The organism is Paramagnetospirillum magneticum AMB-1 (assembly GCF_000009985.1).
GTDB classification, from domain to species: domain Bacteria; phylum Pseudomonadota; class Alphaproteobacteria; order Rhodospirillales; family Magnetospirillaceae; genus Phaeospirillum; species Phaeospirillum magneticum.
The window spans coordinates 1,757,357-1,783,124 of sequence record NC_007626.1 but is presented as its reverse complement, the minus strand read 5'-3'; the positions used below and the strand labels follow the sequence as shown (position 1 = coordinate 1,783,124).

Genomic DNA, 25,768 nt, shown 5'->3' with positions numbered 1-25,768 from the left:
CCATGTGCATGGCCGTGCCGTCGCGGATCACCGCCATCGACAACGGCGTTGCCACGGTCGAGGCCTTCGGGCAGTCGCGCACCACCAGCCTGATGCTGCTGGCCGACGAGGTGGTGGTGGGCGATTTCGTCATTCTCGGCCCCGGCGGCACCTTCGCCGCCGAGAAGGTCGAACCCGAGATGGCCGCCGAGACCCTGGCCTATCTCACCGAGGTTCTGGCCGCCGGTCAGGCCTGATGCTCCCCTTCGAGTCCAGCCTGTCCATCACCCTCCATCTCGCCGAAGATCGCGTCGAGACGGTGGAGATCGGATCGAGCCGGCCCGTCCAGGCCTCGGACCGGCTGACCGGCCGGCGACCCGATCAGGTGCTGGCCCTGCTGCCCAACCTCTATTCCCTGTGCGGTACGGCCCAGGGGCTGGCCGGGCTGGCGGCCGTGGAAAACGCCGTCGGCATCGATGCCGCGCCGGAACAGCACAAAGCCCGACGCATTCTCTGCCTGATCGAGATGGCCGCCGAGCACGCCGCCGCCGCCCTGCGCGACTGGCCGGCATTGCTGGGCGAGGCCCCCGATCTGGTGGCCCTGAAGCCGATCCGCCCGCTGATCATGGCCGTTCGCAAGGCGCTCTATCCGGAGGGAGACTGGCTGGCCCCGGGCGGCGGCAGGCTGGCCCCCGACCGGGAAACCCTGACCGGCATCGTCCACCGCCTGGGCGAGGCCGCAAGCCGGGGGGATCTGGTGGCCGACCGTCTGCTTGCCCGCGTCGAGGACCTGGGCATGGAAGGGTTCGGCGCCGCTCCGCCCAACCTGATGCCCGAAACCGGGCCACCCGATCTGGACGCACGGCTCGCCGCCGACGACGACGGCGCCTACCGCACCCGCCCCGACAGTGCGGGAATCGTGTTCGAGACCGGGCCGCTGGCCCGCCAGTCCCGCCGCCCCCTGATGGGGCTGTTGATGAGCCAATACGGCAATGGCCTGATGCCCCGTTTCTCCGCCCGAATGATGGAGATGGCGTCGGCGTTGCGGGAAGTGGAGGATTTGGTGCAGGATTTGTCGGGTGATTCCGGCGGCCTGCCCATGGCGCGGCACGACGGAAGCGGATTGGGGGTGGTGGACGCGGCGCGCGGCCTGCTGGCCCATCGGGTGGAATTGCGGGAGGGTTTGTTGAGCGCGTACCGGATTCTGGCCCCCACCGAGTGGAACTTTCATCCTGACGGCCCCCTGGCCCAGGGGCTGAGGGGAATGTCCGGCCCAGACCCGGAAGGGCGGGCCGCATTGCTGGCCGCCAGTCTCGACCCCTGCGTTCCCTTCCGCATCGAGGTTGTCCCCCATGCATGAGATGAGCCTGACCGAAGGCGTAGTGCGCATCCTGGAGGATCAGGCGGCCGAGCACGGCTTCACCCGGGTCAAGACCGTGTGGCTGGAGATCGGCGAATTGTCCACCGTGGTGCCGGAAAGCATGGAATTCTGCTTTGATGCCGTGGCGCGGGGCAATCCGCTGACCGAGGGCGCCAAACTGGAAATCATCCGGGTTCCCGGCACCGCCTGGTGCATGGATTGCTCGAAATCGGTCCATGTCACCTCGCGGGTGGACCTCTGCCCCGATTGCGGTGGCGCCAAGCTGGCGGTGACCACGGGCGAGGAAATGCGGATCAAGGAAATGGAGGTGGAGTGATGTGCACGGTTTGCGGCTGCGGCGACGCCAAGGTGGACGGCCACGCTCATTCCCCCCATTCCCATGACCACGACCATGAGCACCATCATGGCCATAGCCACGATCACAGCCATGACCATCCCCATGGCCACGACCACCATCATCACGACCACGATTCCGACAAAGACATCCATTATGGCCGCGGCATCGCCGGCGTCCATGTGCCGGGCATGAGCCAGAAGCGCATCGTCCAGATCGAGAAGGACATCCTGTCCCACAACGACGACTTCGCCGGACGCAACCGCGCCTGGCTGGCCGAGCATGGCGTCTTTGCCCTGAACCTGGTGTCCAGCCCCGGCTCGGGCAAGACCACCTTGCTGTGTCGCACCGCCGAGGCCTTGAAGGGGCGCTATCCGCTGGCGGTGATCGAGGGCGACCAGCAGACCAGCTTCGACGCCGACCGCATCCGCGCCACCGGAATTCCCGCCATCCAGGTCAATACCGGCAAGGGCTGCCACCTGGACGCCCATATGGTGGAAAGCGCCATGGCCAAGCTGAACGTTGCCGACGATTCGGTGCTGTTCATCGAGAATGTGGGCAATCTGGTCTGCCCCGCCGCCTTCGACCTGGGCGAGGCCTACAAGGTGGCGATTCTGTCGGTGACCGAGGGCGAGGACAAGCCTCTGAAGTATCCCGACATGTTCCATGCCGCCTCCATGATGATCCTCAACAAGACCGACCTGCTGCCCCATACCGATTTCGACGTGGAGCGCTGCATCGGCTTTGCCCGCCGCGTCAATCCCGACATCGTGGTGCTCCAGCTCTCGGCCCGCACCGGCGAGGGCTTCGATGAATGGCTGGCCTGGATCAACGAGGGCCGCAAGCGCATGGTGACGGAGCGCATCCGCCGCCTGGAAGCCAAGCTGGCCGCCGCCAAGGCGAGTCTGGAGGGTAAGTGACCTCGGCCATCGCCCAGATCGTCGCCCTGCCCCGCGCCGTGCCGCCGGTGCTGGCCGTCGGCGCCTTTCTTAAGAATGCCGTCTGCGTGACCAGGGGGGCCGAGGCGCTGATCTCGGCCAATCACGGCGATCTCGGCACCCCCGAAGCCATCGCCGCCTTCGAAGCCTGCGTTGAGGCCCTGGTGGCCGAAGCGGGCGTCACCCCGGTGCGGGTCGCCCACGACCTGCATCCCGATTTCCACTGTACCCGCTATGCCCAATCCCTGGACCTGCCCCAGGTGCCGGTCCAGCACCACCATGCCCACGCCGCCGCCATCGCCGCCGAGCACGGCATCGAAGGCCCGGTGATCGGCGTCTCCTTCGACGGCTTCGGCCTGGGGCCGGGCAACCAGTCCTGGGGGGGGGAATTGCTGCTGGCCGAGGGCGCCCATTACCGCCGCCTGGGGCATCTGGCCCTTTTGCCTCAGCCGGGCGGCGACCGCGCGGCACGCGAGCCCTGGCGCATGGCGGCCAGCGTCCTGCACAAGCTGGGGCGCGGACCTGAAATCGCCGAGCGCTTCAAGGACATCCCCGCCGCCGCCATGCTGGGGCAGATGCTGGACCGGCGGCTCAACAGCCCCGAGACGTCGTCGGCCGGACGGCTGTTCGACGCCGCCTGCGGCCTTTTGGGCCTGCATCCCATCGCCGAATTCGAGAGTCAGGCCCCCATGGCGCTGGAAGCCCTGGTGACGGCGCCCGAGGTGCTGCCCACCGGCTGGATTCTCCAGGACGGTGTTCTGGACCTTTTGCCGCTGCTGGCCTGCCTTGCCCATTGCACCGACCCGGTACGCGGTGCCAACCTGTTCCACGGCACCCTGATCGCCGCCATGGCCAAGTGGATCGGCGACGTGGCCGCCACCGCCGGCACGCCCTATGTCACCTTGGGAGGAGGCTGCTTCCTCAACAAGGTGCTGACCGGCGGTCTGGTGGACAGGCTGACGGCCTTGGGGCTCAGGCCATTGACCGCCGCGAAGGTATCGCCGGGCGATGCCGGCCTGTCCCTGGGGCAGGCCTGGATCGCCGCGTTGAGTTGAGTATCAGAGGAACCAACACCATGTGCCTTGCCCTCCCCGCCCTGGTCACCGAGCTGTTGCCCGACGATTCGGCCAAGGTCAATCTCGGCGGCGTCGCCAAGACGGTGTCCCTGGCCCTGGTCAGCGACGTGAAGCCCGGGGATTACGTCATCGTCCACGTGGGCTACGCCCTGTCGGTGATCGATCCGGAAGAGGCGGCCCGCACCCTCGAGCTGTTCCGCGAGATGGGCGAACTGGCCGAGGACGTGCCGGCGTGAAATACATCGACGAATTTCGCGACGGCGAGGTGGCGCAAAGCATCGCCCAGGCCATCAAGGCCGAGGCCGATCCCGGCTCCACCTATCACATCATGGAGTTCTGCGGCGGCCACACCCATGCCATCTCGCGCTATGGGCTGGAGGATTTGCTGCCCGCCAATGTGCGGATGATCCACGGGCCGGGCTGCCCGGTCTGCGTCCTGCCCGTCGGCCGCATCGACGCCGCCATCTGGCTGGCCAAGCAGCCGGGCGTCACCCTGGTCACCTATGGCGACATGCTGCGGGTGCCGGGCTCGAAGCGCCTGTCGCTGCTGAAGGCCAAGGCCGAGGGCGCCGACGTGCGCATGGTCTATTCCACCCTGGACGCCATCAAGCTGGCCCAAGCCAACCCCGACCGCCAGGTGGTGTTCTTCGCCATCGGCTTCGAGACCACCACGCCGCCCACCGCCGTGGCCATCAAACAGGCCCAGGCGCTGGACCTGAAGAATTTCAGCGTGTTCTGCAACCACGTGCTGACGCCGTCGGCCATCACCCAGATTCTCGACAGCCCGGAAGTGCGCGAGCTGGGCACGGTCAAGCTGGACGCCTTCATCGGCCCGGCCCATGTGTCAACCATCATCGGCTCGCGACCCTACGAATACTTCGCCGAGGAATACCAGCGCCCGGTGGTGATCGCCGGCTTCGAGCCGCTGGACGTCATGCAGGCGGTGCGCATGCTGGTCCGCCAGATCAACGACGGCCGCTTCGAGGTGGAGAACGAGTTCGCCCGCGCCGTGACTCGCGACGGCAACGAGAAGGCCAAGTCCCTGGTGGCCGACATGTTCGAGCTTCGGCGCGCCTTCGAGTGGCGGGGCCTCGGACTGGTGCCCTATTCGGCGCTGCGCCTCAAGGAGCCCTATGCCGCCTGGGACGCCGAGCGCCGCTGGGACGTGCCCCAGGACAGCCCGCCCGACAACAAGGCCTGCGAATGCGGCGCCATCCTCAGGGGCGTCAAGAAGCCCACCGATTGCAAGCTGTTCGGCACCGTGTGCACCCCCGAGAACCCCATGGGCTCGTGCATGGTCTCGGCCGAAGGCGCCTGCGCCGCCCATTGGACCTACGGCCGCTTCCGCGACCTGGAGACGAGCCATGCCTGAGATCAGCCGGTTCCTGGGCATGATCATCGCCATGTATTACGACGACCATGCGCCGCCCCACTTCCATGTCCGTTATGGTGACCGCGAGGCGGTGATCCGCATCAACGATCTGGCCTGTATCCAGGGGAACCTGCCGCCCAAAGCCATGGGCCTCGTGATAGAATGGGCGATGGCTCACAAGGAAGAGCTGGAAAAGGACTGGGCCCTGGCCCGTCAGGACTTGCCCCTCAACAAGATCGCACCTCTGGAGTAGGCCATGCACCGGGATGTTGTCCAAGTCACCACGGTTGACGGGTTCAAGCTTCATCTGCGCTTCCAGGACGGCGCCGAGGGCGAGGTGGATTGCTCCAGCCTGCTCTCCTTCAAGGGGGTCTTCGCCCCCCTGAAGGACCCCGCCGAATTCGCCAAGGTCCGGGTCAATCCCGAACTGGGAACCATCTGCTGGCCCAACGGCGCCGACATTTGCCCCGACGTCCTTTATTCCCGCGTCACAGGCGCCCCCCTTCCCGGAACACACTGAATGACCCTGCCCCGCCGCGCCCATCCCCGCCCGCTGGACATCGCCTCCGGCCGCGTCGACCTCACCCATGGCGGCGGCGGCCGCGCCATGGCCCAACTGGTCGAGGAATTGTTCATCGCCGCCTTCGACAACGAGGCGCTGAACCAGCGCAATGACCAGGCCGCCTTCGACGTTGCCGGCGGCAGGATGGTGATGACCACCGACGGCTACGTCATCAGCCCGCTGTTCTTTCCCGGCGGCGACATCGGGTCGCTGGCCGTGCACGGCACCGTCAACGACGTGGCCATGGCCGGCGCCCGGCCCATCTCGCTGTCGGCGGGCTTCATCATCGAGGAGGGTTTTCCCCTCTCGGACCTGAAGCGCATCGTCGAGTCCATGGCCAAGGCCAGCAAGGAGGCCGGCGTGCCGGTGGTCACCGGCGACACCAAGGTGGTTGAAAAGGGCAAGGGCGACGGCATCTTCATCACCACGGCGGGCATCGGCATGGTGCCGCCCGGCGTGGAGATTTCCGGCGACAAGGCGCGGTCCGGCGACGCCATCCTGGTGTCTGGCACCATGGGCGACCACGGCGTGGCGGTGATGAGCCAGCGGGAAAGCTTGGGATTCGAGACCGAGATCCTGTCCGATTCCGCCGCATTGCATACAATGGTCGCCGAGATGGTCGCAGCGGTCCCGGGTATCCGGGTGCTTCGCGATCCCACAAGGGGCGGCCTTGCCGCCACCTTGAACGAGATCGCCAGCCAGTCGGGAATCGGCATGCTGATGGAAGAGGCTTTGGTGCCGGTCAAGCCCCAGGTGCTGGGCGCCTGCGAGCTGCTGGGTCTGGACCCCCTCTATGTCGCCAACGAGGGCAAGCTGATCTGTATCTGCGCCGAAGAGGACGCGGCCCGCCTGCTCGACATCATGCGCGCCCATCCCTTGGGCGCCGACGCGGCGCGCATCGGGGCGTGCCGGGAAGATTCCCACCACTTCGTCCAGATGAAGACCCGCATGGGCGGCAACCGGGTGGTGGACTGGCTGGCCGGCGAACAGTTGCCGAGGATCTGCTGATGCACGTCTTGCTATTGGCCCATTCCTTCAACTCGCTGACCCAGCGCCTGTGGGTGGAACTGTCCGAGTTGGGCCACGACGTCACCTGCGAATTCGACGTCAACGACGCCGTCACCCTTCAGGCGGTGGAGTTGGCGCGGCCCGACGTGATCGTCGCCCCGTTCCTCAAGCGCGCCATCCCCGAGGCGGTCTGGAAGAACCACCTGTGTCTGGTGGTCCACCCCGGCCCGCCCGGCGACCGAGGCCCGGCGGCCCTGGATTGGGCCATCCTGGAAGGCCACACGGACTGGGGCGTCACCGTGCTACAGGCCGAGGAAGGCATGGATGAAGGTCCGGTCTGGGCCAGCCGCACCTTCCCGTTGCGTCACGCCACCAAGTCCAGCCTCTATCGCAACGAAGTGGCCGACGGAGCGGTGGAAGCGGTGCTCGACGCCCTCGCCCGCCTGGGAGACGGACCGGTCGGTCGCCCTGCCCTGGCTCCCTTCAGGCCTTCGCCCCGGCAGGCCGACCGCGCCATCGACTGGACCCATGACGATACCGCGACGGTGCTGGCCAAGATCCGCTCGGCCGACGGCACGCCCGGCCTGCTGGATAGTATTCTCGACCGGTCGGTCTACCTCCATGACGCCCATGCCGCCTCGGGTCTGTCGGGCAAGCCGGGCGAACTGGTCGCCCGCTCGGGCCGGGCGGTGGCGCGGGCCACCACCGACGGCGCCGTGTGGATCGGCCATCTGCGCGCCCGGGAGGAGCACGGCCTCAAGCTGCCAGCGCTGGACGTGCTGGGGCCGCAGGACCATCTGCCCGAAGCCCCCGGCTATCACGACATCTGGTACGACGAGCGCCACGGGGTGGGCTATCTCCACTTCCCCTTCGTCAACGGCGCCATGAGCACCGATCAGTGCCGCCGCCTCCGGGCCGCCTTCGTCAAGGCCGCGCAACGGCCCACCAAGGTCATCGCCCTGATGGGCGGACCGGATTTCTGGTCCAACGGCATTCATCTGTGCACCATCGAATCCGCAGCCAGCCCGGCCGAGGAATCCTGGGCCAACATCAACGCCATGAACGACCTGACCCGCGAGATCATCACCTGCGGCAGCCATCTCACCGTGGCCGCGATGCAGGGCAATGCCGGAGCCGGGGGGGTGTTCATGGCCCTGGCCGCCGATCTGGTGGCGGCGCGGGAAGCAGTGGTGCTCAACCCCCATTACAAGGGCATGGGCAACCTCTACGGCTCGGAATACTGGACCTATCTGCTGCCCCGGCGCTGCGGCCCCGACAAGGCGCGTCAGGTGGTCGAGGCCCGCCTGCCCATGGGCACCGCCGAGGCCGAGCGCCTGGGGCTGATCGACTGCCGCTTTGGCCGCGACGTGCCGGAATTCCGCCGTCTGGTGGAGGAAATGGCCGAGGCGCTGACCACCGACCCGGCACTGGACGAGCGCCTGGCCGCCAAGCGCCTGAGCCGTGCCGCCGACGAGGCGGCAAAGCCGCTGGAGCAATACCGCGCCGAGGAGCTGGAGCACATGAAGCTGAACTTCTACGGCTTCGATCCCAGCTACCACGTGGCGCGCTACAACTTCATCCATAAAGTAAAGAAATCACGCACGCCACTATATCTTGCGGTTCATCGTTCAAAAATAAACAACATTCGATAAACAACCCCAATCTGTATACCGGACACTACCGGAACATAACCAGAACATATCGTGACTTAACTTACCCCAGGCTTACACAACTTGTCATAACTTGGCATTTGATCTAAGATATGGCTTACACAGCCCCATGTAAGCTATACCACATTGATATTGCTTGGCTTACACATGAAATCGAGGGTAAGCCATGAAATCGCAACTATCCCAGGCTTTCGCCGAGTCAGTCAAACCAACTGAAAAGCGTGAATATTACTGGGATTTGGATATCCCTGGCTTTGGCTTGCTTGTCTTGCCCTCGGGTCGGAAATCCTGGCTCTATCAATCCAAGTTAAAAGGAAGCCGCACGGATAAACGGATAACCCTTGGAACATTCCCGATTATGGAATTCACCAAAGCACGTGGCGATGCCATCAAGTATGCTGGTGTAGTTCAAAATGGCGGAAATCATGCGGTTGAGAAAGAAGAAGAAGCGATTAGGTGCAGCACAGTAAAAGATGTCTTTGAATTTTACGTTAAAATGGGAAAAATGAAGCCGCAAACTCGCAAAAATGTAACCGCCCATTGCGAAAATCACGTCTACAGCAAACTTGGATCAATGAGGTATTTCGACCTAACTAAACCTTATTTCATTCGCTGGCTTGAAGCAAACTTCAAAGATGCCCCCGGAACAGCATACAACCTCATTCTTCATACTCGTTCAGCTTACAATTTTGCCCGTGGACGGGGAGCCATCCCCGCCGAAACTGTAAACCCTGCCGCTGCGGTGGTTCGTGAAGGTGGGCTGACCATCAGCCTCAAGAAGACGGCAGGTTATGCTATGGCGATGGAGGACGCCGAGCTAACCGACCTACTCAACGCGATCCGGGAAGCGTATAATCACCGTGATTTCAACCCAATAAATGTTGCAATGATCGAACTTATATTGAGCACTGGTGCCAGAAAGGGAGAAATTTTATCCCTTCGGTTTGATGAAATAGACCTTGAGAAGAGAACCATTACAAAAATTAACCATAAGACCTCCGAAACATCACTCATGCCACGCACAATCTACCTGTCTGACCATGCACTATCCGTCTTGGATCGAGCAGCGGAAGCCCGCAAAACCATGCGGCGAAACAGCAGTGAATGGGTATTTCCTGCCACCCGTGGCCGAGGCCACTCCAGTGATGCCAACCGCCCAGTTACGGCTATCGGCAATTTATGCGGCTTCCCCTCGCTCAAGCCGCACAACCTAAGGTCGCTGTACATCAACGTTGCCATTGATAGCGGGGTTCCATTGCCAGTGGTGTCGCAGAACGTCGGACACAGCACTGTAGATACCACCCTTAAACACTACCTAAAAAATAAGAAATCAAGTTTGTTGGAAGGTGCAAATGGGGTCGGGATCAAACTGGCATCTCTGGCACAAATGGATGATTAACCTCGCTTTTATGACGAACGGGGGATCGCGTGTGCCGATGGCTGAACGAACTTGATGACGCTCTCGACCTCTTCAAGCGTCGTGTCGAACCATTCCGTGCCCGGTGATTGACGCTTCGATCCACGAGCTTCCAAAGTGGAATGGATAGCATCTTCCATCGCCGCGACCCGTTGAACTTCCCAAACCCCAAGGATGACGGGATACTCAAAGCAACATGTCGTTTTGCATTGCTGCAACACACGGGCGTCCGCCTCGCCTGTAGTGGTCAAGCCGACTTTGATGGGAAAACGGTTTCCGTCTTTCTTGACGATGGTGGGAAACGAATAGGCGTAGATAATTCCCGCATCGTCCGATTCGATATCGATTGCTGCCGCGTCGGCTTCCGCCATTTCCTCTTCAAGCGAGATGTTCTTGAACATCCCGCCACCTACGTTTTCAAAGACCTTGAGATTTTCAGCAAGAAACGGGATGTAGAACATGAAGATGGTGCTCATCTTCTCCGTCGCATCACTTTTCGCCTTCTTGACCTTAATTTCTAACTGTTCGGGCAGGTAGGTCTCAGCAAGCAACTTCTTCGAAATATCACGCAGCAAGAAAGGTTCGTCGCCGAAGCCTTTGGCGATTTCCGCCACACGTGGCAGCAACTCGTACCTTGCTGCGTTGTAGACGTAAGAACGAGAAGCCTCAAAGGGAAGAGTCATGTTTTCAGTCTCGCAGTGAGAGATTCGAAATTATGTCATCGTGAAGGTTTGGCACATAGTCCTTGATAGGGTCCACGTTCACATCCCTTATTCACCATGTGTCTGTTCAATGGCGATCTGGATGCCATAGCGGGCAACTGCCGCCCGGTGAATAGCATCGTCTATCGGATACTGGGGGGCATGCTGTTCGTCACCAGGGTATGCTGACAAGCAGGGATGACAGATTTGGTCACCTCAGTCGCCAATTCAACGCCATCGACTGACTGCACCTCATGGATCAGACCATTCAACTGGATTAGGCGGAAGAACGACTACTGGACGAGTATCATCTGTTCCGCCATGCACAGCACAGCCCCTACGATGGATCACCCTACCGTCTTTGCGAGTGTAGACCGTACCGCGTCTCCAATGTGGTGATTTTGGGGTGCCGGTAGTGTCTGTGCTCTCGTCAGGCCGTTGATGAATGATCGTCTGACCGGGCCTAATCACCCGGTAGGGAGGCAATGGACGCTTTCCATGCTTTTTTCGTGATTTCTGAATTGATTCAGCAATATCAACATTTGTTGCATGTATTGCTGGCTGTTGGATGTAGCTCAACAAGCTTAATACATACGTAACGTCGGCGGCGGGATCACCTTTAAAATATTTTGTATCTGTTGATTTCACATTAATTCGAAAATTATCGACATCCACATCAGCCATATACAGTGGATGAAAGTTAAAAAATAATTCAGAACTCTTCCCACCCACCTTATCATCGACCGTCTTAAATTCATCCGGGGCAAACACATCAAACAATCCAAAAGCGACTACGACCGCAAACGCCTCCTTTAAGTAAATCAGATAAATCGCATTCGACACTGAAAATATAAAACTGCCACCTTCAAACGCCTCAATATTACAGCCGCTTTCAACCTCAATGTTCTCAGGAAATATATAAGGCACAGCATCATTCAGCGATTCATTGGCAGAATCGTTGCGAATCATCAACTTACGGAACCGATTGATTCGTTCAATTTGCAGGTCGATGTCCATGACGGCACCTCCGATTGCAGACCAGATGGGGTCAATCGCGACTACATAATCTCGACCAATCTCAGAAATTCCAATCAGTAATTGTAGCCGTAGAGATAGCCCCGCTGCATTGCTCGCCACTCATTTTCAAACCGTTCGACACCAGCCGCCGCCAGACGATCCGCCTCAGATCGGATGATGTCCAACACGGCAGGAGGCATTCTCGACCGACCTGATAACCATGCGTAGACGGTGCCCTTTGCCTTGGACAGCCCTCTGGCGGCAAGAAGGTGCCAGAAAACGGTCTTCCAGCCGAACTTGATGGGGATGATCTTCCGCATTTCGCGTTTGACCGCCGCCAGAGGTTCCCCATCCTCCCGTCGATAGGCTTCCAGTTCCTGAACCTCATGGGTGCCGGACTGGGTGTCAGCGATCTGTGCCAGCAGTCGATTATTCTCCCCCTTGAGACGAGCAACCTCGGCCTGTAATGCCGCGATCTTGCGATTTTCAGCCCTAAGTTTTTCGATTTCATCCAGGGCCGCCTCAAGGTCTCCCAGATGATCTTCGATCTCACGGTCTTTGGCACTCAAAACAGACGTCACGTAGTCATCTTCATCGTCATAAACGTGGAGATGCAAGTAAGAAGGAGGAACATTGTTATCGCTAACCATCTTGACGATTGCACGATATGCATTATCGGCATCCGCATGGGTGGACCCAACCATTACGGCAATCATCTTGTTTAGTTTTGCGGTGTCTAACATGGTGCTACATAACCTCGCCATCTCACATCACGATATAGCCATGCCACATTATGCGGTCAACATAAAATAATGTAAAATTGACTGGTTTAGATATTGTTTTTACGCAGCCACAATTAAGCGACGCCAAGCAAATGCGATCAAGAAATCCATCGCACAAACACATTATATTTTTGCTATTCCGTGAGATGTGCGGGCGTATTAATCTGAGATGCTTGGTTGTCGTATCTGATAATTACATTGCTGAATATCAGCATCAATATTTGGCGGCGACGTGCGGCTGGATGTGTTGGCGTGTGACATGAAAATAATTATTTGAAATATGACATTCGCAAGATAGTCATTAGATTTGAAATCATGAGCCATATTCGGCCGCAAATGCGGTTGACATTTTTGCAACAATCAGACATCAACACGAGGAATGTTTTGATGCATGCGGCGTTGCTAACCGATCAGCCAGGGAGCGATCTTGTTGAGCAATTGTCGAACTTGCAAACCATGCCAGTCACATGATGGAGAGAAATACATGTCGTTCCTGGACAAACTGAAAGCCGCACCGGCCCCGACCCGCGTTCCTGCCGCGTCTAAAAGCACCCCAGTCACCCGGTTTGTCAAAAAGGTGCGTGAGCAGCAGGAGGCGGTCCAGGCCGCCATCGATGGCGGCGAAATCAATAGCCGCACTGCTTGGTTCGTGAGGTCTGGTGAAGGCTACAAGTTCAAGATTTTGCGGTCACCGCTGATCATTAACGACACGGAGTGGTTTGAAGCTTCGAACCTTGCCGATCTTAAAGCACTTTTCCAGGGACTGATCGACGCTGCTAATAGCGGCGACGAAAAGCTGGTGAAGCTGATCTACGAACGTTCTGAGTTGGATAAAATCGCTGCCGAAAAAAAAGGCATCGGCCGTAAAAAGAAGTAATTAGACAATTTACAAATTAGCCCCGGCTTAGAAATTCGCCGGGGCTTTTTCATGCGTAACATTCAGGCAGAATAGTAACAAACTCACATCATCGAACTGATAAATACCAGTTTGATGGTGGAAATTGATGGCGATATTTAGATACCCAGGGGGTAAAGAGAGAGGCAAAAAGACAATTGCTTCCTTCATCCCTGATGACGTGGATGAAGTGATCTCCCCATTCATCGGTGGCGGTGCAGTCGAACTGGACCTGGGCCAACGCGGTATCCAGGTGCATGGATTCGATGTGTTCGCCCCACTCACGAACTGCTGGCAGCAGATCAAGTTCGATGCTGGTGCTGTTGCCGATTCTGCCCGCCAGTTCCATCCGATGGACCGGGATGGGTTCTACCAGCTTCAGAAATCCTACTTCTACATCCTCGATCCGGTGATGCAGGCCGCAGCATTCTTCGCGATCAATCGGTCTTCATATTCGGGCCTAACTTTTTCGGGTGGATTCTCTGGTGAAAGGTTCACCCCGTCATCCATCGACAAGCTGGCAAGAACCACGATCCCCAACATCACCGTAGATCAGGCCGACTTCGAACTCAGCCTCTCGCGGCACCCCGACACCTTCGTATACGCCGACCCGCCATACCTTCTGACCCACGAAAAATCCAACCTCTATGGCCTTCGGGGAGATGCCCATCGGCATTTCGACCATTCGCTCCTGGCGGAGGTGCTTCGCAATCGGTCAGGGTCATGGCTGCTGTCCTATAATGACACCGAACCTGTGCGGCGGCTCTATGAGGGTTTCGCCATGGTCGCTGCTTCCTGGACCTATGGAACCGGCAAGGTCGGAGCCGAACTGCTGATCTTCTCGAACGAATTGGCCGACGCAGCAGGTATGACACGATTGCGTCGCCGATTCGGCTGCCCCTGGCATCGCGACGATGACCTGATGATCCAGGTCGCCTGATTGGTCAGTCGCGTCGATGATGTGCATTCCGGCATCCGTGGGTTCGCTTCACAGCAATAAAACAAGATCAGAAAAATCGACCGAATACAAACTCACCATGAAATAGGTATTTCATGGCCAGTCACGAATAGTTTCATATTTTTCAAGGCCATGGCCTTGGCCGATTTATTAACGACTGCTATACTCATTTCAAAGTTATCTACTGCTCTAATTTTATGATGAGTTGGCGATCATGGCAGGCAAGCAGGCAAAGGTTCTCACGGCGACCCAAATCTCGACAGTTTTGCTTCATCTTGGATCGACCCGGCATGGAGTTCGTGATCGGGTCATGTTCCTGTTGTCGGCGAAGGCCGGCCTCAGGGCCAAGGAAATTGCCTGCATCACATGGTCGATGGTACTGACCGCGACCGGCGAAGTGGGCGACATGATCCACTTGGAGGATAAAGCAACAAAACGGGCGTCGGGTCGGTCGATCCCAATGAACCGGGAATTGAGGTCGGCCCTGGTCGAATTGCATGCCCGAGGAATTCGCAGTCCAGACCATCCCGTAATTTTTTCGGAACGCGGTATAGGGATGACGGCGAACACCGTCGTCGCGTGGTTCTCCCGCCTTTATGATCGCCTCGGATTTCTGGGATGCTCATCGCATAGTGGACGACGGACGTTCGTCACCAACGCGGCCCGAAAGGTTGGACAGGCCGGTGGTTCTTTGCGTGATGTCCAACAACTTGCAGGACATCGCAGTCTGGCGATGACGGCCCGTTACATCGAGTCCGATTCGGATTCGCAGCGGCGGCTGGTCAACTTAATCTAATCACCGCAACATTTTCTATCTACATAGGATTTTATATAATTACATCGCTTTTATATTATGCATTTGTTTATTGCCAATCTTCAACCGCATAGTCGATCCTATCGCATATAGCCGCAATACGGCTTTTGCGAAAGGATGAAAAATGAAGGTTGTGATAGTTGTTAGATCGGTCACGCTACGAAACGCATTGAGCTTCGTTCGCGATAATTTGGGCGGTGAAATTTCATATATAACAAATGGTAAAATTATCTCTATTGGCGTTGGGGCTGCCTACGGGATAAAGCAAACTCGCAAGACGGATACATATAGAAAGGCAAAACTAAACTTCATTGTCGCCGACGTCGTTAGTGACGACATTGTATATATAAAAATGAAATTCCACCAATCGATGAACAAAAATGCAGAACTGGTAACGGCATTGCCATATGACAAGCAGTTTCAGGCGATAGACTACGCCACTGAATATAGGAAAAACCACAAAGATAGAAACTTATACCCAAGAGGATGGCAGGCTATATTCCGTGATAAGCTGCTCGAACTCATGCCGTCGATAAAAATATGCTACAAATCAGAAAACACCGTTCGATGGTATCGCCGCTATGAAGCACCAGATTGTGGCTGCGTTTCTTAACTAAAATCATCCGGGGCAGGTTGGTGATCAACCTGCCCCGGTAACGCGATCCGATGATATCCAGCTACTCGACCTTGTTGCGACGGTGCCTCGCCTTGATCTTGGCCGCTTCCAGAGGTTCATCGAGTTCACCATTCTTTACGGCAGTAGCGATCTGTTCCAGCAGTTTGATGGCATCCGCCGGTGTCTTGCCCGCAATCACGGTGTTGGCCATCCCCTGTCCCTGGAGTTCAACCACGGTGCGACCATACCTGATTTCCAGCAGCAGATTGTCGCCAGAGGCCGACCGCCAGAACCAGGGTTGGGGCGGACGACTGATGCTTAGACGGGTGTTCCCGCCTTCGGTTCCCTTGGAATATCGAACCCGTTCCACCGTGTAGTTCGGATTCTTCAGCAGTTCCACCTGATTATGAATGCCGTCCAGCACAACCTGCCGGGGGGACTTCTTGCGTGCTTCGGAAACAAGCACCTTCTTTTCGTTACTGAACTTAAGCTGCAACATAATGGCCTCCATGCATCAACATTGCATGAATGATATAGCCGTATTTACTAAAGGCCAAGATAGCCACATGAATATATTTCATGATATGGCCGCACGGCCACATGGCGTCTCGACATCAATGTAGTGATGGATTTAGTCATCAGTCGTTAAGCCTGATAAGTGATCGCAATTCATTTCACAAAATGGTCTGATTTCTCCATGGATGGAAGTTAGCAAGGTCATACCGGCCTGCGACCTGATTCGATATGGCTGAATATTTCCGCATATATTAGCCATCAGCAAATAACAAACAAATTGCCGGTTCATGTTAGCCCGACAGAAAATAGCTCGTCGAGGCCATGATACGCCTTCGGCTACTTCATGTGATCCGGCATGAGCCGCCACAGGCGTAACCGATCTGATTTCCTGCCAGAGGCAGGGTGGTTTTGAGACAGAACGAAGTGATGAGTTGTCGGTGTTGTAGACATGAACTTATGAACTGAATTCATCTCGACGCCGAAGGCGTCCCGGTGTTGAGACAGAACGAAGTGATGAGTTGTCGGTGTTGTAACTACGAAATCATGAACGGACTTCATCTCGACGCCGAAGGCGTCATGGTGTTGAGACAAACGAAAGGAATGAGTTGTCGGTGTTGTATATATCTGATTCATAAATAGCCATGTTGGACTTAGTCCGTATTGAAGAGCAATACGGACTAATTTTCCAACTTGTCCTGCAATACGGACTAACTCAATGATTTAGCCTACAATACGGACTAACTACAGAAACAGGAAAAAGGAAATGAACCAATCACTTGAACTTGAGTATATCTGCATATGGGCGGAAACGCCCAAAACAGAACCGAAGCGGGGACGGAAATCCGTCTCATTTTCGGATCGCTATGTATTCACCGGAAACGTAATTATCGACGGGACCACATATCGTGTTCAATTTGTGGAACACAAGGACGTGACTAAGCTACTCACTGGCGTCCATAAGAGCCGGGCCAGCCATGTCGAGCTATACCGTGTCTATCACGAAGCCCATCAGGTCCAGGAACGGACCTATTTCAGCCCTGTAATAGCCAAAACAGACAGACGGATCGGCGAACCAGCGGCAATTGGCAATGAGGACACATTGCTGCCGTACTTCGTCCTATCCCGAAACGGGTTGATGATCGAGATCGACTTGAAAGCAATCAATATCAGCAAGCCATCCGATGAAGACCCACGTCTTGGTACCATCGAGCACATCCAAACCCTGACGACCCAAAGGGGTGAGATCATCGTGGTGCCGGGCAAATACATGCGATGGGTTTGGCGTCGTCCGACACACAAGCCGATCCCAGCTACTACGCCGAAAGCTGCGTGATATGGATGTGGTGTGGCAGGAGGAGGTGCTTCCTGCCACATCCCCCATCACCTCACCCGACGCCAGATTTCGGTCCATGCTTCATTCTCAAGAATCTTAAGTGCCTTGACACCTTCTTGCAGTTCCTTGATCTGAATTTCATCGGAACAAAGAACCGCAGCTTCATTGGTCGAATCAATTACCTCAGTCACATTCGAAACCAATGCCAAAAGTGCTTCGGTTGATATTCGACGGCTTCTCGATTTTGAACTACTCAAGTAGCTCTGGCTTCTGTTTAACCATTCACCAAAATCGCGACCAGAAGTTACAATTCCCAACGAATGAAACTCTTTATATATCTCTTCTAATTTTCGCATGAACGACTCCTGCTGTTGCAGGTGTATTTATCCCAGCAGCGAATACCTTCATGGATGTGAATTTATTTTGACCGCCCAAATTGGCCGACACATTCAAACCTGATATTGTTCCCGCCCACATCCTGGGAGGGAGCATCATGACCAAGACAAAATTGCCCTTCGCAATGACCATCTGCGGGCTGGATGAGCTTGGTGACGAGTTGGAAGCCTTCGGCCCAACTCACATCATCTCAATTTTGGACCCCGGCGATGACCATGACGATCCATTGGTCTTCCCTGGATCGATCAAGGTGCTGAGTCTCAGATTTTATGACTTACACGCGATGGGGGGAGTGGTTGGAAAGTCACTTGATCGACAGGGACGGAACGAACACCCCAGCGTGGACCATGCTCAGACCATCATTGATTTTGGTCGAGAGATACCCAGCGGTGGCCGAATTTTATGCCATTGCTGGGCAGGAATATCTCGCTCGACAGCCGCCGGATTCTTACTGGCATGCCTGCACCTACCTGCGGCAGAAGCCATGGACCTGATCATGGAGCTACGGCCCGGAGCGATGCCAAACAGGCTCATCGTAAAATTCGCAGACCGGATTCTTCGTGCTGAAGGACGGATGGTTGCTGCGATTGACGGTCACAAACGCGATGTTGGAACTCGGTCAATCAAGTCGAGAAGACGTTGAGCATCATGTAAAGCACCTCGGAGTAGGTCAAGGACGGCCATCACCTCAAATCTAACGAGGTTTTCATCATAAACCGGCGGCAATCGTCCCGGAGCAACAGAAACGGCATCTTCCGGTGAAATAGTAAAATCATTCAATCGCATAGCTTACCCCGCATATATTGATACTATGTATTTATGTGGTTATATTGTAACAAGCACATACATCAGATTGCTTGGAGGGCATTATGCGTTCGCAAGTCATGCTGCTATCAGTCTGCTTGCTGTTAACTGCGACATTTGCCGCAAATGCACAGGAAGGCGTCTTCTATATGACGGACAAAGGTGTTGCCGGTGTGATTAAGGCCGCTCCTCCGCCGATCTATCAGCGTGATCCGAACCTGCCGAATTATTACTCCCTCGGCTCGGAGCCATCGCCGCCGCCCATCACATACGACGAGATCAACACCCCAGGATACTGGCACCGGGAAAAAGAATCCGTACTTGGACGGGACAGCAATGGCATGAACCTGCATGATCGTGGTGAATACTGCTCAAGTCTGGAGAGAACGATCAGTCAGTATGCCGAAATATCAATGCAATGGCTAAATGACAACGATCTATTGTTTTCTCCGTCATTTGGATACATTTCTCATGGAATCGTGATGTCTGAGTCGCGTGCAATATTGACCTATACACAGGTCGCACTTCGCGACATGCGATATGTCAAAAATAACGGAGCGAAAATTCAGCATTGTGAGGATATTGCCAACTTCGCAATCAGCCGGATGCAGGCACTTTTGAGCAAATATCCTGAAGACTCTGGTTGGGTTGAACGCAGTAGGAATAAACATCAATGACTCACATGAAACACCTAATGCTAAGACCTCCACCCTCACGCCGCAGTTAATAACAAAAATTGTTGAAAAATGTGTATTTGCAGTAGGCTGTATTGTACTGAATTGCCATCACTATGCCGAGTGTCAACAGTTTTTTATTAATAATGAATTTAACTTATTGCGATAGATATTGGCCAATTCAGAGGATGGCAACAAAATTCTAAATCGCACTTCCCCGACGTATGACGCCAGGGTGGTGCAGCAGATTTCTGCGGCAATCTCGGTTGGAAAACGATGGATTCCAATCCCGATGGCGGGAACGGTAACCTCTCGCATTCCATAAGTCTCAGCGGCGACAGCAATGTTGGCGTACATGCGAGCCTGATGTTCAATTTCATTCCGGGTTCCGTCCCACCACCTCGGGCCAACCGCGTGGATGACTCGCCGACATTTCAAGGCAAAAGCGGGGGTGACCCTGACTTCACCGACAGGACATGGAGCAAGCAGCTTCGCAGCCTGCTCCAATTCGGGACCTGCCATCCGATGGATGATGCCACAAAGTCCAGACCCTGCGAGAAGGCTCGTGTGTGCGGGATTGACGATTGCATCCCCCTCCCATCCGAGAATATCGCCGACCTCTATGCAGACACGGGCGTCAATCATAGACTTGCTGCGAATCGAACAGGCATTTCATTAGGCTGCCCACCGTGACGATCACTTTATACACTGTAAACATTTCACCATACATAATGAATCGCTATTGAACTTGAGAGCCACATATGACTCGGATTAAATCTAAAGTGTGTATGCACTTCATACATCCGGCATCAACGGTTAGAGTGCCCGGAAAACCCTGGCTGGGATGTGCATCAAAAAAATTAGTGGCAGCGTAATGAGGAAATATCTTCTTGTAGGTGGCCGGGATATTCGCCGACTTCATAAGGGCCATCAATACTCGCAAATACCGAGACCCCCCTATATAGAGGTACAACTAAATGCGAAGTAGTACTCTCGTCGTCAAATGCGGGGTCAAATGGATCGTTTACGCTTACTTGACCAACGGAAACAATTTCCAGCGGCAAATTATGTTTACCCGCCCAAGAAACCGCTGACCGCAGAGATATTGGACAGATAGGAGCAATTTTAAGCGGCCTCCTGGCACATCGAACCAATATCGCGACACTTTTCCCGTCAGCTTCTTCCACAATAATGCTAGGAATGTCTGCGTAGGCCCAATTTATCCAGAGCACCTTGAAACCGTAACTTTCTGTTTTTGAAACAACATAGCCAATTCCATTCCACATTAATTCGTGTGGGCCGATTTCAACGCCATCCACATCATGTTTATCATCATTTCTCCAGTCGTATGCCAATCCTGTTTGCCAGTTAATTAGAGAGATATTTCTAACTTTATTAGTTGCGTCCATTTTGACGTGGCACACGCATGCGACAGCCTCGTTATCAGCAGCAACATCAAGAAGCTTTGATAGCTGCTCCTCGGAACGCCCCCAGATACCAACGCCATCAATCTCAAATGAAATGGCCGCTATAATGAGCCGCTGGGTGTGCCTGGCAGCCAAATCATATGGCGGAAAAGGGTCCGCCTTTACGAAAATTATGTCATATCCATCTGCCGCAAGCCATTCGGCGGAATAAATGGCCGCACAATGATGAGCTTCAGCCCATTTTTTCTCGTCCATTTTCGCCGCCCCATTTCTGTCAACATTAGAATTGCGTATAGTAGAAACCATAGGCCAAATAACTTACAAAATTACATCATGCCATTTCAGATTTTTTAGTCGGATTGGCACGACCTCGCACCTGATACATCCGTGAGATCAGTCGAACCATTGATGGATACATACGAGCATCAGCTTCAACAGCGATATCGTGTGGAACGCCGAATAAAGCTTCAGCAACAGCCCCAGCAATGCAGGCGATTGTATCGGAGTCACCGCCGATTGAAATCGCATTTCGGATCGCCTCTTCGTAGGAAGTGGCCTCCAACGCACACGTCAATGCCTGGGGGACACTGCCGGGGCAGGTTTCATCAAACTCATACCATGGCCGAATTTCATCGACCGACTGGCTCATGTCGTAACCAAAGCGGTCCGTGATGAATGAACGAATCGACGGGCGATCCTCGCCGTGGAATGCCAGATAAATTGCCGATGCAGTCGCCACCGCTCCAGCGATTCCGTCCGGGTGATCATGCGTCACCGCCGTCACCTTGATGGCGAGTTCAACTGCTTCATCAAGGCTATAAGCCAGGAACCCAGCGGGACTGACCCGCATGGCCGATCCATTGCCATAGCTATTGTAGGGTGGCATATCAGGGCGACGAAGCCATGATCCGAACATTCCCCCGTAACCAGCATCAGGAAATTCAGCCCCCCATTTCCTCAAGGTAACGGCGGGGTCGGCGTCATCCAGCAACGCCTCCATGACGGCCATGGTGCAGATGGTGTCGTCGGTGAAGAAGGAGGCCCCCTCAGTGAACAGCGGGAACGACCTGCTCTTGTGATTCTCAAACTCGTAGATCGACCCGATGATGTCGCCTGCGATCGCACCATACATGCCTGGGTTCTCCGTGAAATGGCGTGCATTTAAGTTAACTTTCAATCCAGAACCCTACTGGCATCACATGACAGATTCGGACATCATCATGCGTCGTCAGTGATCAGAATGGTGTCCAATGAGATACGGCAAAACTGAAGCCCTATTGCAGTTGGCCTTGGAGTTGTCAGCCTCCCATGGCGGGCTGTCGTTGAACGACATTGAGACGATGTTCGATGTTGGACGCCGGACCGCCCAGCGGATGCGGGATGCTATCGCCCGTGTGTTTCCTCAGCTTGAGGAAGTTCCCCAACCAGATCGAACAAAACGATGGCGTCTGCCGACGAAGGCTCTTGGGCGGGTGTCTGAATTCCATATTGACGACATCATGGCACTGGAGATCGCCGCCGACATCCTTGACCGCGATAACCGCCCCGATGCAGCCATATCAGTACGAAGGGTTGAGGCAAAGGCACGGGCATCTCTGCGACCTGATGATGCCAGAAAGATGGAACCTGACCTGGAAGCATTGATGCAGGCAGAGGGCGTGGCAATGCGGCCTGGGCCTCGGTACAAGGTCAATCCTCAACTCGTGGAAGACCTACGCCACGCTATCCTGGCATGCCGTGAGGTGCGAGTGCGTTATCGCCGTCGCTACGAGACGATTGAGCGTAACCGAACGGTTCACCCCTACGGAATTCTCTATGGTCAGCGACATTACCTGCTGGCATTCGTCCCCGAGGAAAATGAGGTCAGAAACTACAGCTTCCCCAACATCATCGGGATTGAAGAGACTGGAAACTCTTTCGTTCGTGATCCCAGCTTCTCACTTGCGGAATATGCCGCACGGTCATTCGGCGTCTACCAGCAAGAACCATTTAATGTCGTATGGCGGTTCAGCCCCGACGCGGCGGCAGATGCGAGAGATTTTCTGTTCCATCCCAGCCAGACTATGGAAAATCAGCCTGACGGTGGTTTGATCATCCTATTCCAGGCTGGTGGCCTGCTGGAAATGGCGTGGCACCTTTATCAATGGGGCGATGCCGTCGAGGTTCTCGAACCAGAAGAATTACGGGTGATCCATGAGCGAAGCAAGGTCAGTTGGCCCGCACGGCCATGATTGCGAACGGCAATTTATGATGCGATTTTTGTATTCATGTCTGTCAACTTATTTTTTGGGGATTTCAAAGCCACACCCAAGCATGCTTGATATGGCTACTTCATGTACTTGCCTCAATATTTCTTTTCCATTTTCACCGCAAAGCGGCATTGAGCTTGTTAGAATTTCAAGGCAAGATATGAAATATGACGGGCTAAATCTACGGTGCGAATTCCGCAATAGAAACTTTGGTACATTGTGAAGTGCGTCACCTATAGCAGGCATAACAACGCCGCCGTCAGCTTCTGAAACCTTCAATGCGTTGCCACGCATTATTATGTGCGACTTATAAAGAATATCCGCCAACGCATTCCAGACATCATGGCGTTCATTCAGATCAATTTCGTCATCAAACATATCGACACCCCATTTGTGATTCCCTCATTCCCCTTCATGGAACCAGTCGCTTTCCGGAATCCCTCGAAGATATGCGTCAATTTCAGCCAAAGCCCCATGATCGACCGCCCATCTGATATGCTCCTCAAGACATCGCCGCTTAGATGATGGAGTTGCGAGCCACCATGCCGCCAGTATCAGTGGCAAGGGCGGCATCCAACCTCCAGATGCCAATTGGCGGCGATTCGGTAGGAGATTGAAGAGTGCATTCCAAGGATCGGGCATCGGACAAATCCGCCCGTTTGCTTTGACGTATGCGATCAGTTCAGTTTCCGAAGCTTCTGCCATTGCCGCCCCTTCTTTTCATAATCCTGAATCGGAAAATTATCGTGACGGCTGGACATGTCATGTTCGGTCACCTCTACCGCCGGTCAACATCCTATGGGGTTGGCCGAAATTCATCTGTTCGGATCAATCTCAGTTACAGGACGATCATGATTACAGATGACCGATTCTGACATGGGGGCAATACAGAATGACGACAGGCACTCGCAAGATCGGCAGAGTGGAAAATGGAGCACATGATTGATCCACAGATGTCCCTATATTTCCGAAATATGTAGCGTCCCAAAGGACCACACAATCTCGATCTGGAAATTAACTCTGAAATGAGAAGCATGAATACGACCAAAGCATTTGCCGGATTGTCTATTCTTATTTTAGGGCATTCCGCTCTAGCGGCTGAAAATTCAAAATATAGAACTGTTGAAGGTGGATACTCGCAAAATTGGGAGGCGAATTCATACCGAAATAGACAGGTTCACGAACATGATTTGGCATGGATGCCCATTGATGATAAGTGCTTCCCCATTTCCGCACGGAATGTGCTAACAAAAATATCTGATTTTAACACTCATGATTTTGCATTGATCGACCTGGATGGCGATGGCAGAGATGAGATAATTATTTCTTCTGGAAATAGACCAACTGGATCGCCAGAGCCAGAATTTAAAATATTTAAGCAAAACAATGGAAGCTGGAAGGAAATTGGAGGATTTCGCGGCCTCTTCATTCTCACATGGGGGCGTGAAGATGATTCCGGAACATTTTATAAAATAACTTCGTATTATCATGTGCATGGACATCAAAGAATTTCAATAACCGGCCATGGCAGAGGTGGCTACCGGAGGGTAATCGAATCCATTAACCCTATGCCGGTAGTGTCTTATGTGCCGAGCGATAGATCGCCACATCATGGGCTTCTATATAAAAGTAATGAAGATGGATGCGGTAAACCACCACAGCCAATTAACAACAACATCAAATACACAGCTATCACTGGTGATGTGGAAGAGCCAATGAGGTTAGCTCACGTGGAGGCGGATCGTGATAATCCGTATGCTTTTTTGCTGCTTGGGGAGATTTACGATTCAGAGTTGGATGATCAAGACAACTTTCTGCGTGCCGTGAAATGGTACCGTGCTGCGGCTGAAGCCGGAATTCCTCAAGCTCAATTTAATCTTGGCATGATGTACCGTGACGGCAGGGGCGTTCCCCTGGATTACGCTGAAGCCGAAAAATGGATTGAAATGGCAGCCAAAGGCAGCACGCGAAATTCAGCCATGTCAGGCGAACTCAATTTTAGCGAACAAGAATACTACCGGCGTGCGGTGAAAGGACACCGTGCTGCGGCTGAAGCTGGATTGCCACAAGCTCAGTTCAGTCTTGGCATGATGTACCAGATCGGCATGGGCGTTCCCCCGGATCACGCTGAAGCCAAAAAGTGGATTGGATTGGCGGTTAAAGAAGGCACAAGGAAACCCGCCATGTCCGGACAAGGGTGGCGAAAAGATCAAGATTTAGCCCCCCTCAAATAGGATGGCGAAATTGCCAAACGCCAACCAAAGATTGAAGTGGTTTCGATTATAAATATTCGACAGTTTATGCTGCAAATTACTTAATTTTGTCATGCAGCATTCTGTGTGCGGTAAATTCCATGCGGATGAAAATAAATATAAGTAATTCAATTACACTTTCCATTCAGCCATGACCATATGTAGAAAATTGCATCGCCGGACATCCCATCCGCATGAATATTTTTTCTGATAAAAAAATCATCGCCTTTGCCAAATGCACATAATAATGATTTTGTATATGCATTAAGAGTGTCGTTGCTTTTTCCCCAAAATAAGGCATTTCTTAATGACATTCCGAGACCTCTATGAAACTTCCAAAGGTCATCTTCGCTCGCATCCTTAACTTTTTTTCTTTCATCTTCTGGATATTTCATAATAAAGTTCTTGAGCATCTCCAGGATGTCGGCTTCTTCTGTCATATTGCGGTCTCCTCATTTTGTTTACCAACAACGGAGGGGCGTGGTTAATATATTTTGCTTACAATTTAGTCGGATGAAGCCACGTTGATCTTGACTGTATATGTGGCTCGTTAAAGCTGCCAAAAGACATCAACATCGGTCATGCCTAGATCGACTT

General features: G+C 54.6%; 32 protein-coding genes. 21 read left to right on the top strand and 11 right to left on the bottom strand.

Annotated features, from left to right (window positions below; translation table 11 throughout):
• The first annotated feature begins 2 nt into the window (after positions 1-2).
• The 12 genes from AMB_RS08325 to AMB_RS24300 all read left to right on the top strand — a co-directional run bounded on the left by AMB_RS08325 (position 3) and on the right by AMB_RS24300 (position 9,719).
• Positions 3-236, top strand: coding sequence for a HypC/HybG/HupF family hydrogenase formation chaperone (locus AMB_RS08325; protein ID WP_011384054.1), 234 nt, complete (start codon positions 3-5; stop codon positions 234-236).
• Positions 236-1,339 carry a nickel-dependent hydrogenase large subunit gene (locus tag AMB_RS08320; RefSeq protein ID WP_011384053.1) on the top strand — a complete coding sequence of 368 codons (1,104 nt, stop codon included), beginning with the start codon at positions 236-238 and terminating at the stop codon, positions 1,337-1,339. Before AMB_RS08325 ends, AMB_RS08320 begins: the two co-directional genes overlap by 1 nt.
• The gene (gene hypA / locus AMB_RS08315) at positions 1,332-1,676 is read left to right on the top strand and encodes a hydrogenase maturation nickel metallochaperone HypA (protein ID WP_083763474.1); all 345 of its coding nucleotides are present in this window, start codon (positions 1,332-1,334) and stop codon (positions 1,674-1,676) included. The genes AMB_RS08320 and hypA overlap by 8 nt, the downstream gene beginning before the upstream one ends.
• Positions 1,676-2,614: a hydrogenase nickel incorporation protein HypB gene (gene hypB, locus AMB_RS08310; RefSeq protein ID WP_011384051.1), complete on the top strand. Its 939-nt coding sequence runs from the start codon at positions 1,676-1,678 to the stop codon at positions 2,612-2,614. The genes hypA and hypB overlap by 1 nt, the downstream gene beginning before the upstream one ends.
• Positions 2,611-3,687, top strand: a complete 1,077-nt coding sequence (locus AMB_RS08305) for a hypothetical protein (protein WP_011384050.1) — start codon at positions 2,611-2,613, stop codon at positions 3,685-3,687. The genes hypB and AMB_RS08305 overlap by 4 nt, the downstream gene beginning before the upstream one ends.
• A 20-nt stretch (positions 3,688-3,707) precedes the next feature.
• The gene (locus tag AMB_RS08300; protein WP_011384049.1) at positions 3,708-3,944 is read left to right on the top strand and encodes a HypC/HybG/HupF family hydrogenase formation chaperone; all 237 of its coding nucleotides are present in this window, start codon (positions 3,708-3,710) and stop codon (positions 3,942-3,944) included.
• Positions 3,941-5,080, top strand: coding sequence for a hydrogenase formation protein HypD (gene hypD, locus AMB_RS08295; RefSeq protein ID WP_011384048.1), 1,140 nt, complete (start codon positions 3,941-3,943; stop codon positions 5,078-5,080). Before AMB_RS08300 ends, hypD begins: the two co-directional genes overlap by 4 nt.
• Positions 5,073-5,333, top strand: coding sequence for a DUF4160 domain-containing protein (locus AMB_RS08290; protein WP_011384047.1), 261 nt, complete (start codon positions 5,073-5,075; stop codon positions 5,331-5,333). Before hypD ends, AMB_RS08290 begins: the two co-directional genes overlap by 8 nt.
• A 3-nt stretch (positions 5,334-5,336) precedes the next feature.
• On the top strand, positions 5,337-5,600 hold the full coding sequence (locus tag AMB_RS08285) for a DUF2442 domain-containing protein (protein ID WP_011384046.1): 264 nt from the start codon (positions 5,337-5,339) through the stop codon (positions 5,598-5,600).
• Entirely contained in the window at positions 5,601-6,650 is a 1,050-nt protein-coding gene (hypE, locus tag AMB_RS08280; RefSeq protein ID WP_011384045.1) for a hydrogenase expression/formation protein HypE, read from the top strand.
• Positions 6,650-8,302 (top strand): hydrogenase maturation protein, encoded by a 1,653-nt coding sequence (locus AMB_RS08275; protein ID WP_011384044.1) that lies wholly within the window; start codon positions 6,650-6,652, stop codon positions 8,300-8,302. Before hypE ends, AMB_RS08275 begins: the two co-directional genes overlap by 1 nt.
• Before the next feature lie 184 nt (positions 8,303-8,486).
• Entirely contained in the window at positions 8,487-9,719 is a 1,233-nt protein-coding gene (locus tag AMB_RS24300; RefSeq protein WP_083763473.1) for a tyrosine-type recombinase/integrase, read from the top strand.
• A gap of 8 nt (positions 9,720-9,727) precedes the next feature.
• Here AMB_RS24300 and AMB_RS08270 read toward each other — a convergent pair whose 3' ends face one another.
• From AMB_RS08270 to AMB_RS08265, 3 genes are all read right to left on the bottom strand, one after another.
• Positions 9,728-10,420, bottom strand: coding sequence for a GIY-YIG nuclease family protein (locus tag AMB_RS08270; protein WP_011384043.1), 693 nt, complete (start codon positions 10,418-10,420; stop codon positions 9,728-9,730).
• Between the two features lie 270 nt (positions 10,421-10,690).
• Positions 10,691-11,455, bottom strand: a complete 765-nt coding sequence (locus AMB_RS25085) for a hypothetical protein (protein ID WP_148207350.1) — start codon at positions 11,453-11,455, stop codon at positions 10,691-10,693.
• Positions 11,456-11,529: 74 nt separating this feature from the next.
• The gene (locus tag AMB_RS08265) at positions 11,530-12,198 is read right to left on the bottom strand and encodes a hypothetical protein (protein ID WP_148207349.1); all 669 of its coding nucleotides are present in this window, start codon (positions 12,196-12,198) and stop codon (positions 11,530-11,532) included.
• 523 nt (positions 12,199-12,721) lie between these two features.
• Here AMB_RS08265 and AMB_RS08255 point away from each other — a divergent pair.
• The 4 genes from AMB_RS08255 (at position 12,722) to AMB_RS25080 (ending at position 15,517) form a co-directional block, all read left to right on the top strand.
• Positions 12,722-13,114: a hypothetical protein gene (locus AMB_RS08255; protein WP_043743879.1), complete on the top strand. Its 393-nt coding sequence runs from the start codon at positions 12,722-12,724 to the stop codon at positions 13,112-13,114.
• A 127-nt stretch (positions 13,115-13,241) separates the two neighbouring features.
• A complete protein-coding gene (locus AMB_RS08250) occupies positions 13,242-14,072 on the top strand; it encodes a DNA adenine methylase (RefSeq protein WP_083763472.1) in 831 nt (276 codons plus the stop codon).
• Between the two features lie 232 nt (positions 14,073-14,304).
• Positions 14,305-14,886, top strand: coding sequence for a tyrosine-type recombinase/integrase (locus tag AMB_RS08245; protein WP_011384039.1), 582 nt, complete (start codon positions 14,305-14,307; stop codon positions 14,884-14,886).
• Positions 14,887-15,028: 142 nt separating this feature from the next.
• Positions 15,029-15,517: a hypothetical protein gene (locus tag AMB_RS25080; RefSeq protein ID WP_148207348.1), complete on the top strand. Its 489-nt coding sequence runs from the start codon at positions 15,029-15,031 to the stop codon at positions 15,515-15,517.
• Between the two features lie 64 nt (positions 15,518-15,581).
• Here AMB_RS25080 and AMB_RS08240 read toward each other — a convergent pair whose 3' ends face one another.
• Positions 15,582-16,019 carry a hypothetical protein gene (locus AMB_RS08240; protein WP_231849026.1) on the bottom strand — a complete coding sequence of 146 codons (438 nt, stop codon included), beginning with the start codon at positions 16,017-16,019 and terminating at the stop codon, positions 15,582-15,584.
• A 780-nt stretch (positions 16,020-16,799) separates the two neighbouring features.
• Here AMB_RS08240 and AMB_RS08235 point away from each other — a divergent pair.
• Positions 16,800-17,369, top strand: coding sequence for a hypothetical protein (locus AMB_RS08235; RefSeq protein WP_043743876.1), 570 nt, complete (start codon positions 16,800-16,802; stop codon positions 17,367-17,369).
• Between the two features lie 47 nt (positions 17,370-17,416).
• Here the strand turns inward: AMB_RS08235 and AMB_RS25075 are convergent, their stop codons facing one another.
• Positions 17,417-17,725 carry a DUF6626 family protein gene (locus AMB_RS25075; protein WP_148207347.1) on the bottom strand — a complete coding sequence of 103 codons (309 nt, stop codon included), beginning with the start codon at positions 17,723-17,725 and terminating at the stop codon, positions 17,417-17,419.
• A gap of 137 nt (positions 17,726-17,862) precedes the next feature.
• On the opposite strand from AMB_RS25075, the gene AMB_RS24295 reads away from it, so the two are divergent.
• Both AMB_RS24295 and AMB_RS24290 read left to right on the top strand, forming a co-directional pair.
• On the top strand, positions 17,863-18,408 hold the full coding sequence (locus tag AMB_RS24295; RefSeq protein WP_083763601.1) for a tyrosine phosphatase family protein: 546 nt from the start codon (positions 17,863-17,865) through the stop codon (positions 18,406-18,408).
• A 226-nt stretch (positions 18,409-18,634) separates the two neighbouring features.
• Positions 18,635-19,246, top strand: coding sequence for a hypothetical protein (locus AMB_RS24290; RefSeq protein WP_083763471.1), 612 nt, complete (start codon positions 18,635-18,637; stop codon positions 19,244-19,246).
• A 123-nt stretch (positions 19,247-19,369) separates the two neighbouring features.
• On the opposite strand, the gene AMB_RS24285 is transcribed toward AMB_RS24290, so the two are convergent.
• From AMB_RS24285 to AMB_RS08230, 3 genes are all read right to left on the bottom strand, one after another.
• Positions 19,370-19,888, bottom strand: coding sequence for a macro domain-containing protein (locus tag AMB_RS24285; RefSeq protein ID WP_083763470.1), 519 nt, complete (start codon positions 19,886-19,888; stop codon positions 19,370-19,372).
• A 215-nt stretch (positions 19,889-20,103) separates the two neighbouring features.
• Positions 20,104-20,925 (bottom strand): hypothetical protein, encoded by an 822-nt coding sequence (locus tag AMB_RS25070; RefSeq protein WP_148207346.1) that lies wholly within the window; start codon positions 20,923-20,925, stop codon positions 20,104-20,106.
• Positions 20,926-21,001: 76 nt separating this feature from the next.
• Complete coding sequence (locus tag AMB_RS08230) at positions 21,002-21,802, bottom strand: ADP-ribosylglycohydrolase family protein (RefSeq protein ID WP_043743873.1); 801 nt, start codon at positions 21,800-21,802, stop codon at positions 21,002-21,004.
• A gap of 118 nt (positions 21,803-21,920) precedes the next feature.
• On the opposite strand from AMB_RS08230, the gene AMB_RS08225 reads away from it, so the two are divergent.
• Complete coding sequence (locus tag AMB_RS08225) at positions 21,921-22,901, top strand: helix-turn-helix transcriptional regulator (protein WP_011384035.1); 981 nt, start codon at positions 21,921-21,923, stop codon at positions 22,899-22,901.
• Between the two features lie 48 nt (positions 22,902-22,949).
• Here AMB_RS08225 and AMB_RS25065 read toward each other — a convergent pair whose 3' ends face one another.
• Both AMB_RS25065 and AMB_RS25060 read right to left on the bottom strand, forming a co-directional pair.
• Positions 22,950-23,297, bottom strand: coding sequence for a hypothetical protein (locus AMB_RS25065; protein ID WP_148207345.1), 348 nt, complete (start codon positions 23,295-23,297; stop codon positions 22,950-22,952).
• Between the two features lie 24 nt (positions 23,298-23,321).
• The gene (locus AMB_RS25060) at positions 23,322-23,624 is read right to left on the bottom strand and encodes a hypothetical protein (RefSeq protein ID WP_148207344.1); all 303 of its coding nucleotides are present in this window, start codon (positions 23,622-23,624) and stop codon (positions 23,322-23,324) included.
• 329 nt (positions 23,625-23,953) lie between these two features.
• Here AMB_RS25060 and AMB_RS24280 point away from each other — a divergent pair, with 329 nt between their 5' ends.
• Complete coding sequence (locus AMB_RS24280; RefSeq protein ID WP_158303953.1) at positions 23,954-25,153, top strand: tetratricopeptide repeat protein; 1,200 nt, start codon at positions 23,954-23,956, stop codon at positions 25,151-25,153.
• A 146-nt stretch (positions 25,154-25,299) separates the two neighbouring features.
• Here AMB_RS24280 and AMB_RS25055 read toward each other — a convergent pair whose 3' ends face one another.
• On the bottom strand, positions 25,300-25,611 hold the full coding sequence (locus tag AMB_RS25055; protein ID WP_148207343.1) for a DUF6794 domain-containing protein: 312 nt from the start codon (positions 25,609-25,611) through the stop codon (positions 25,300-25,302).
• Positions 25,612-25,768: the final 157 nt, after the last annotated feature.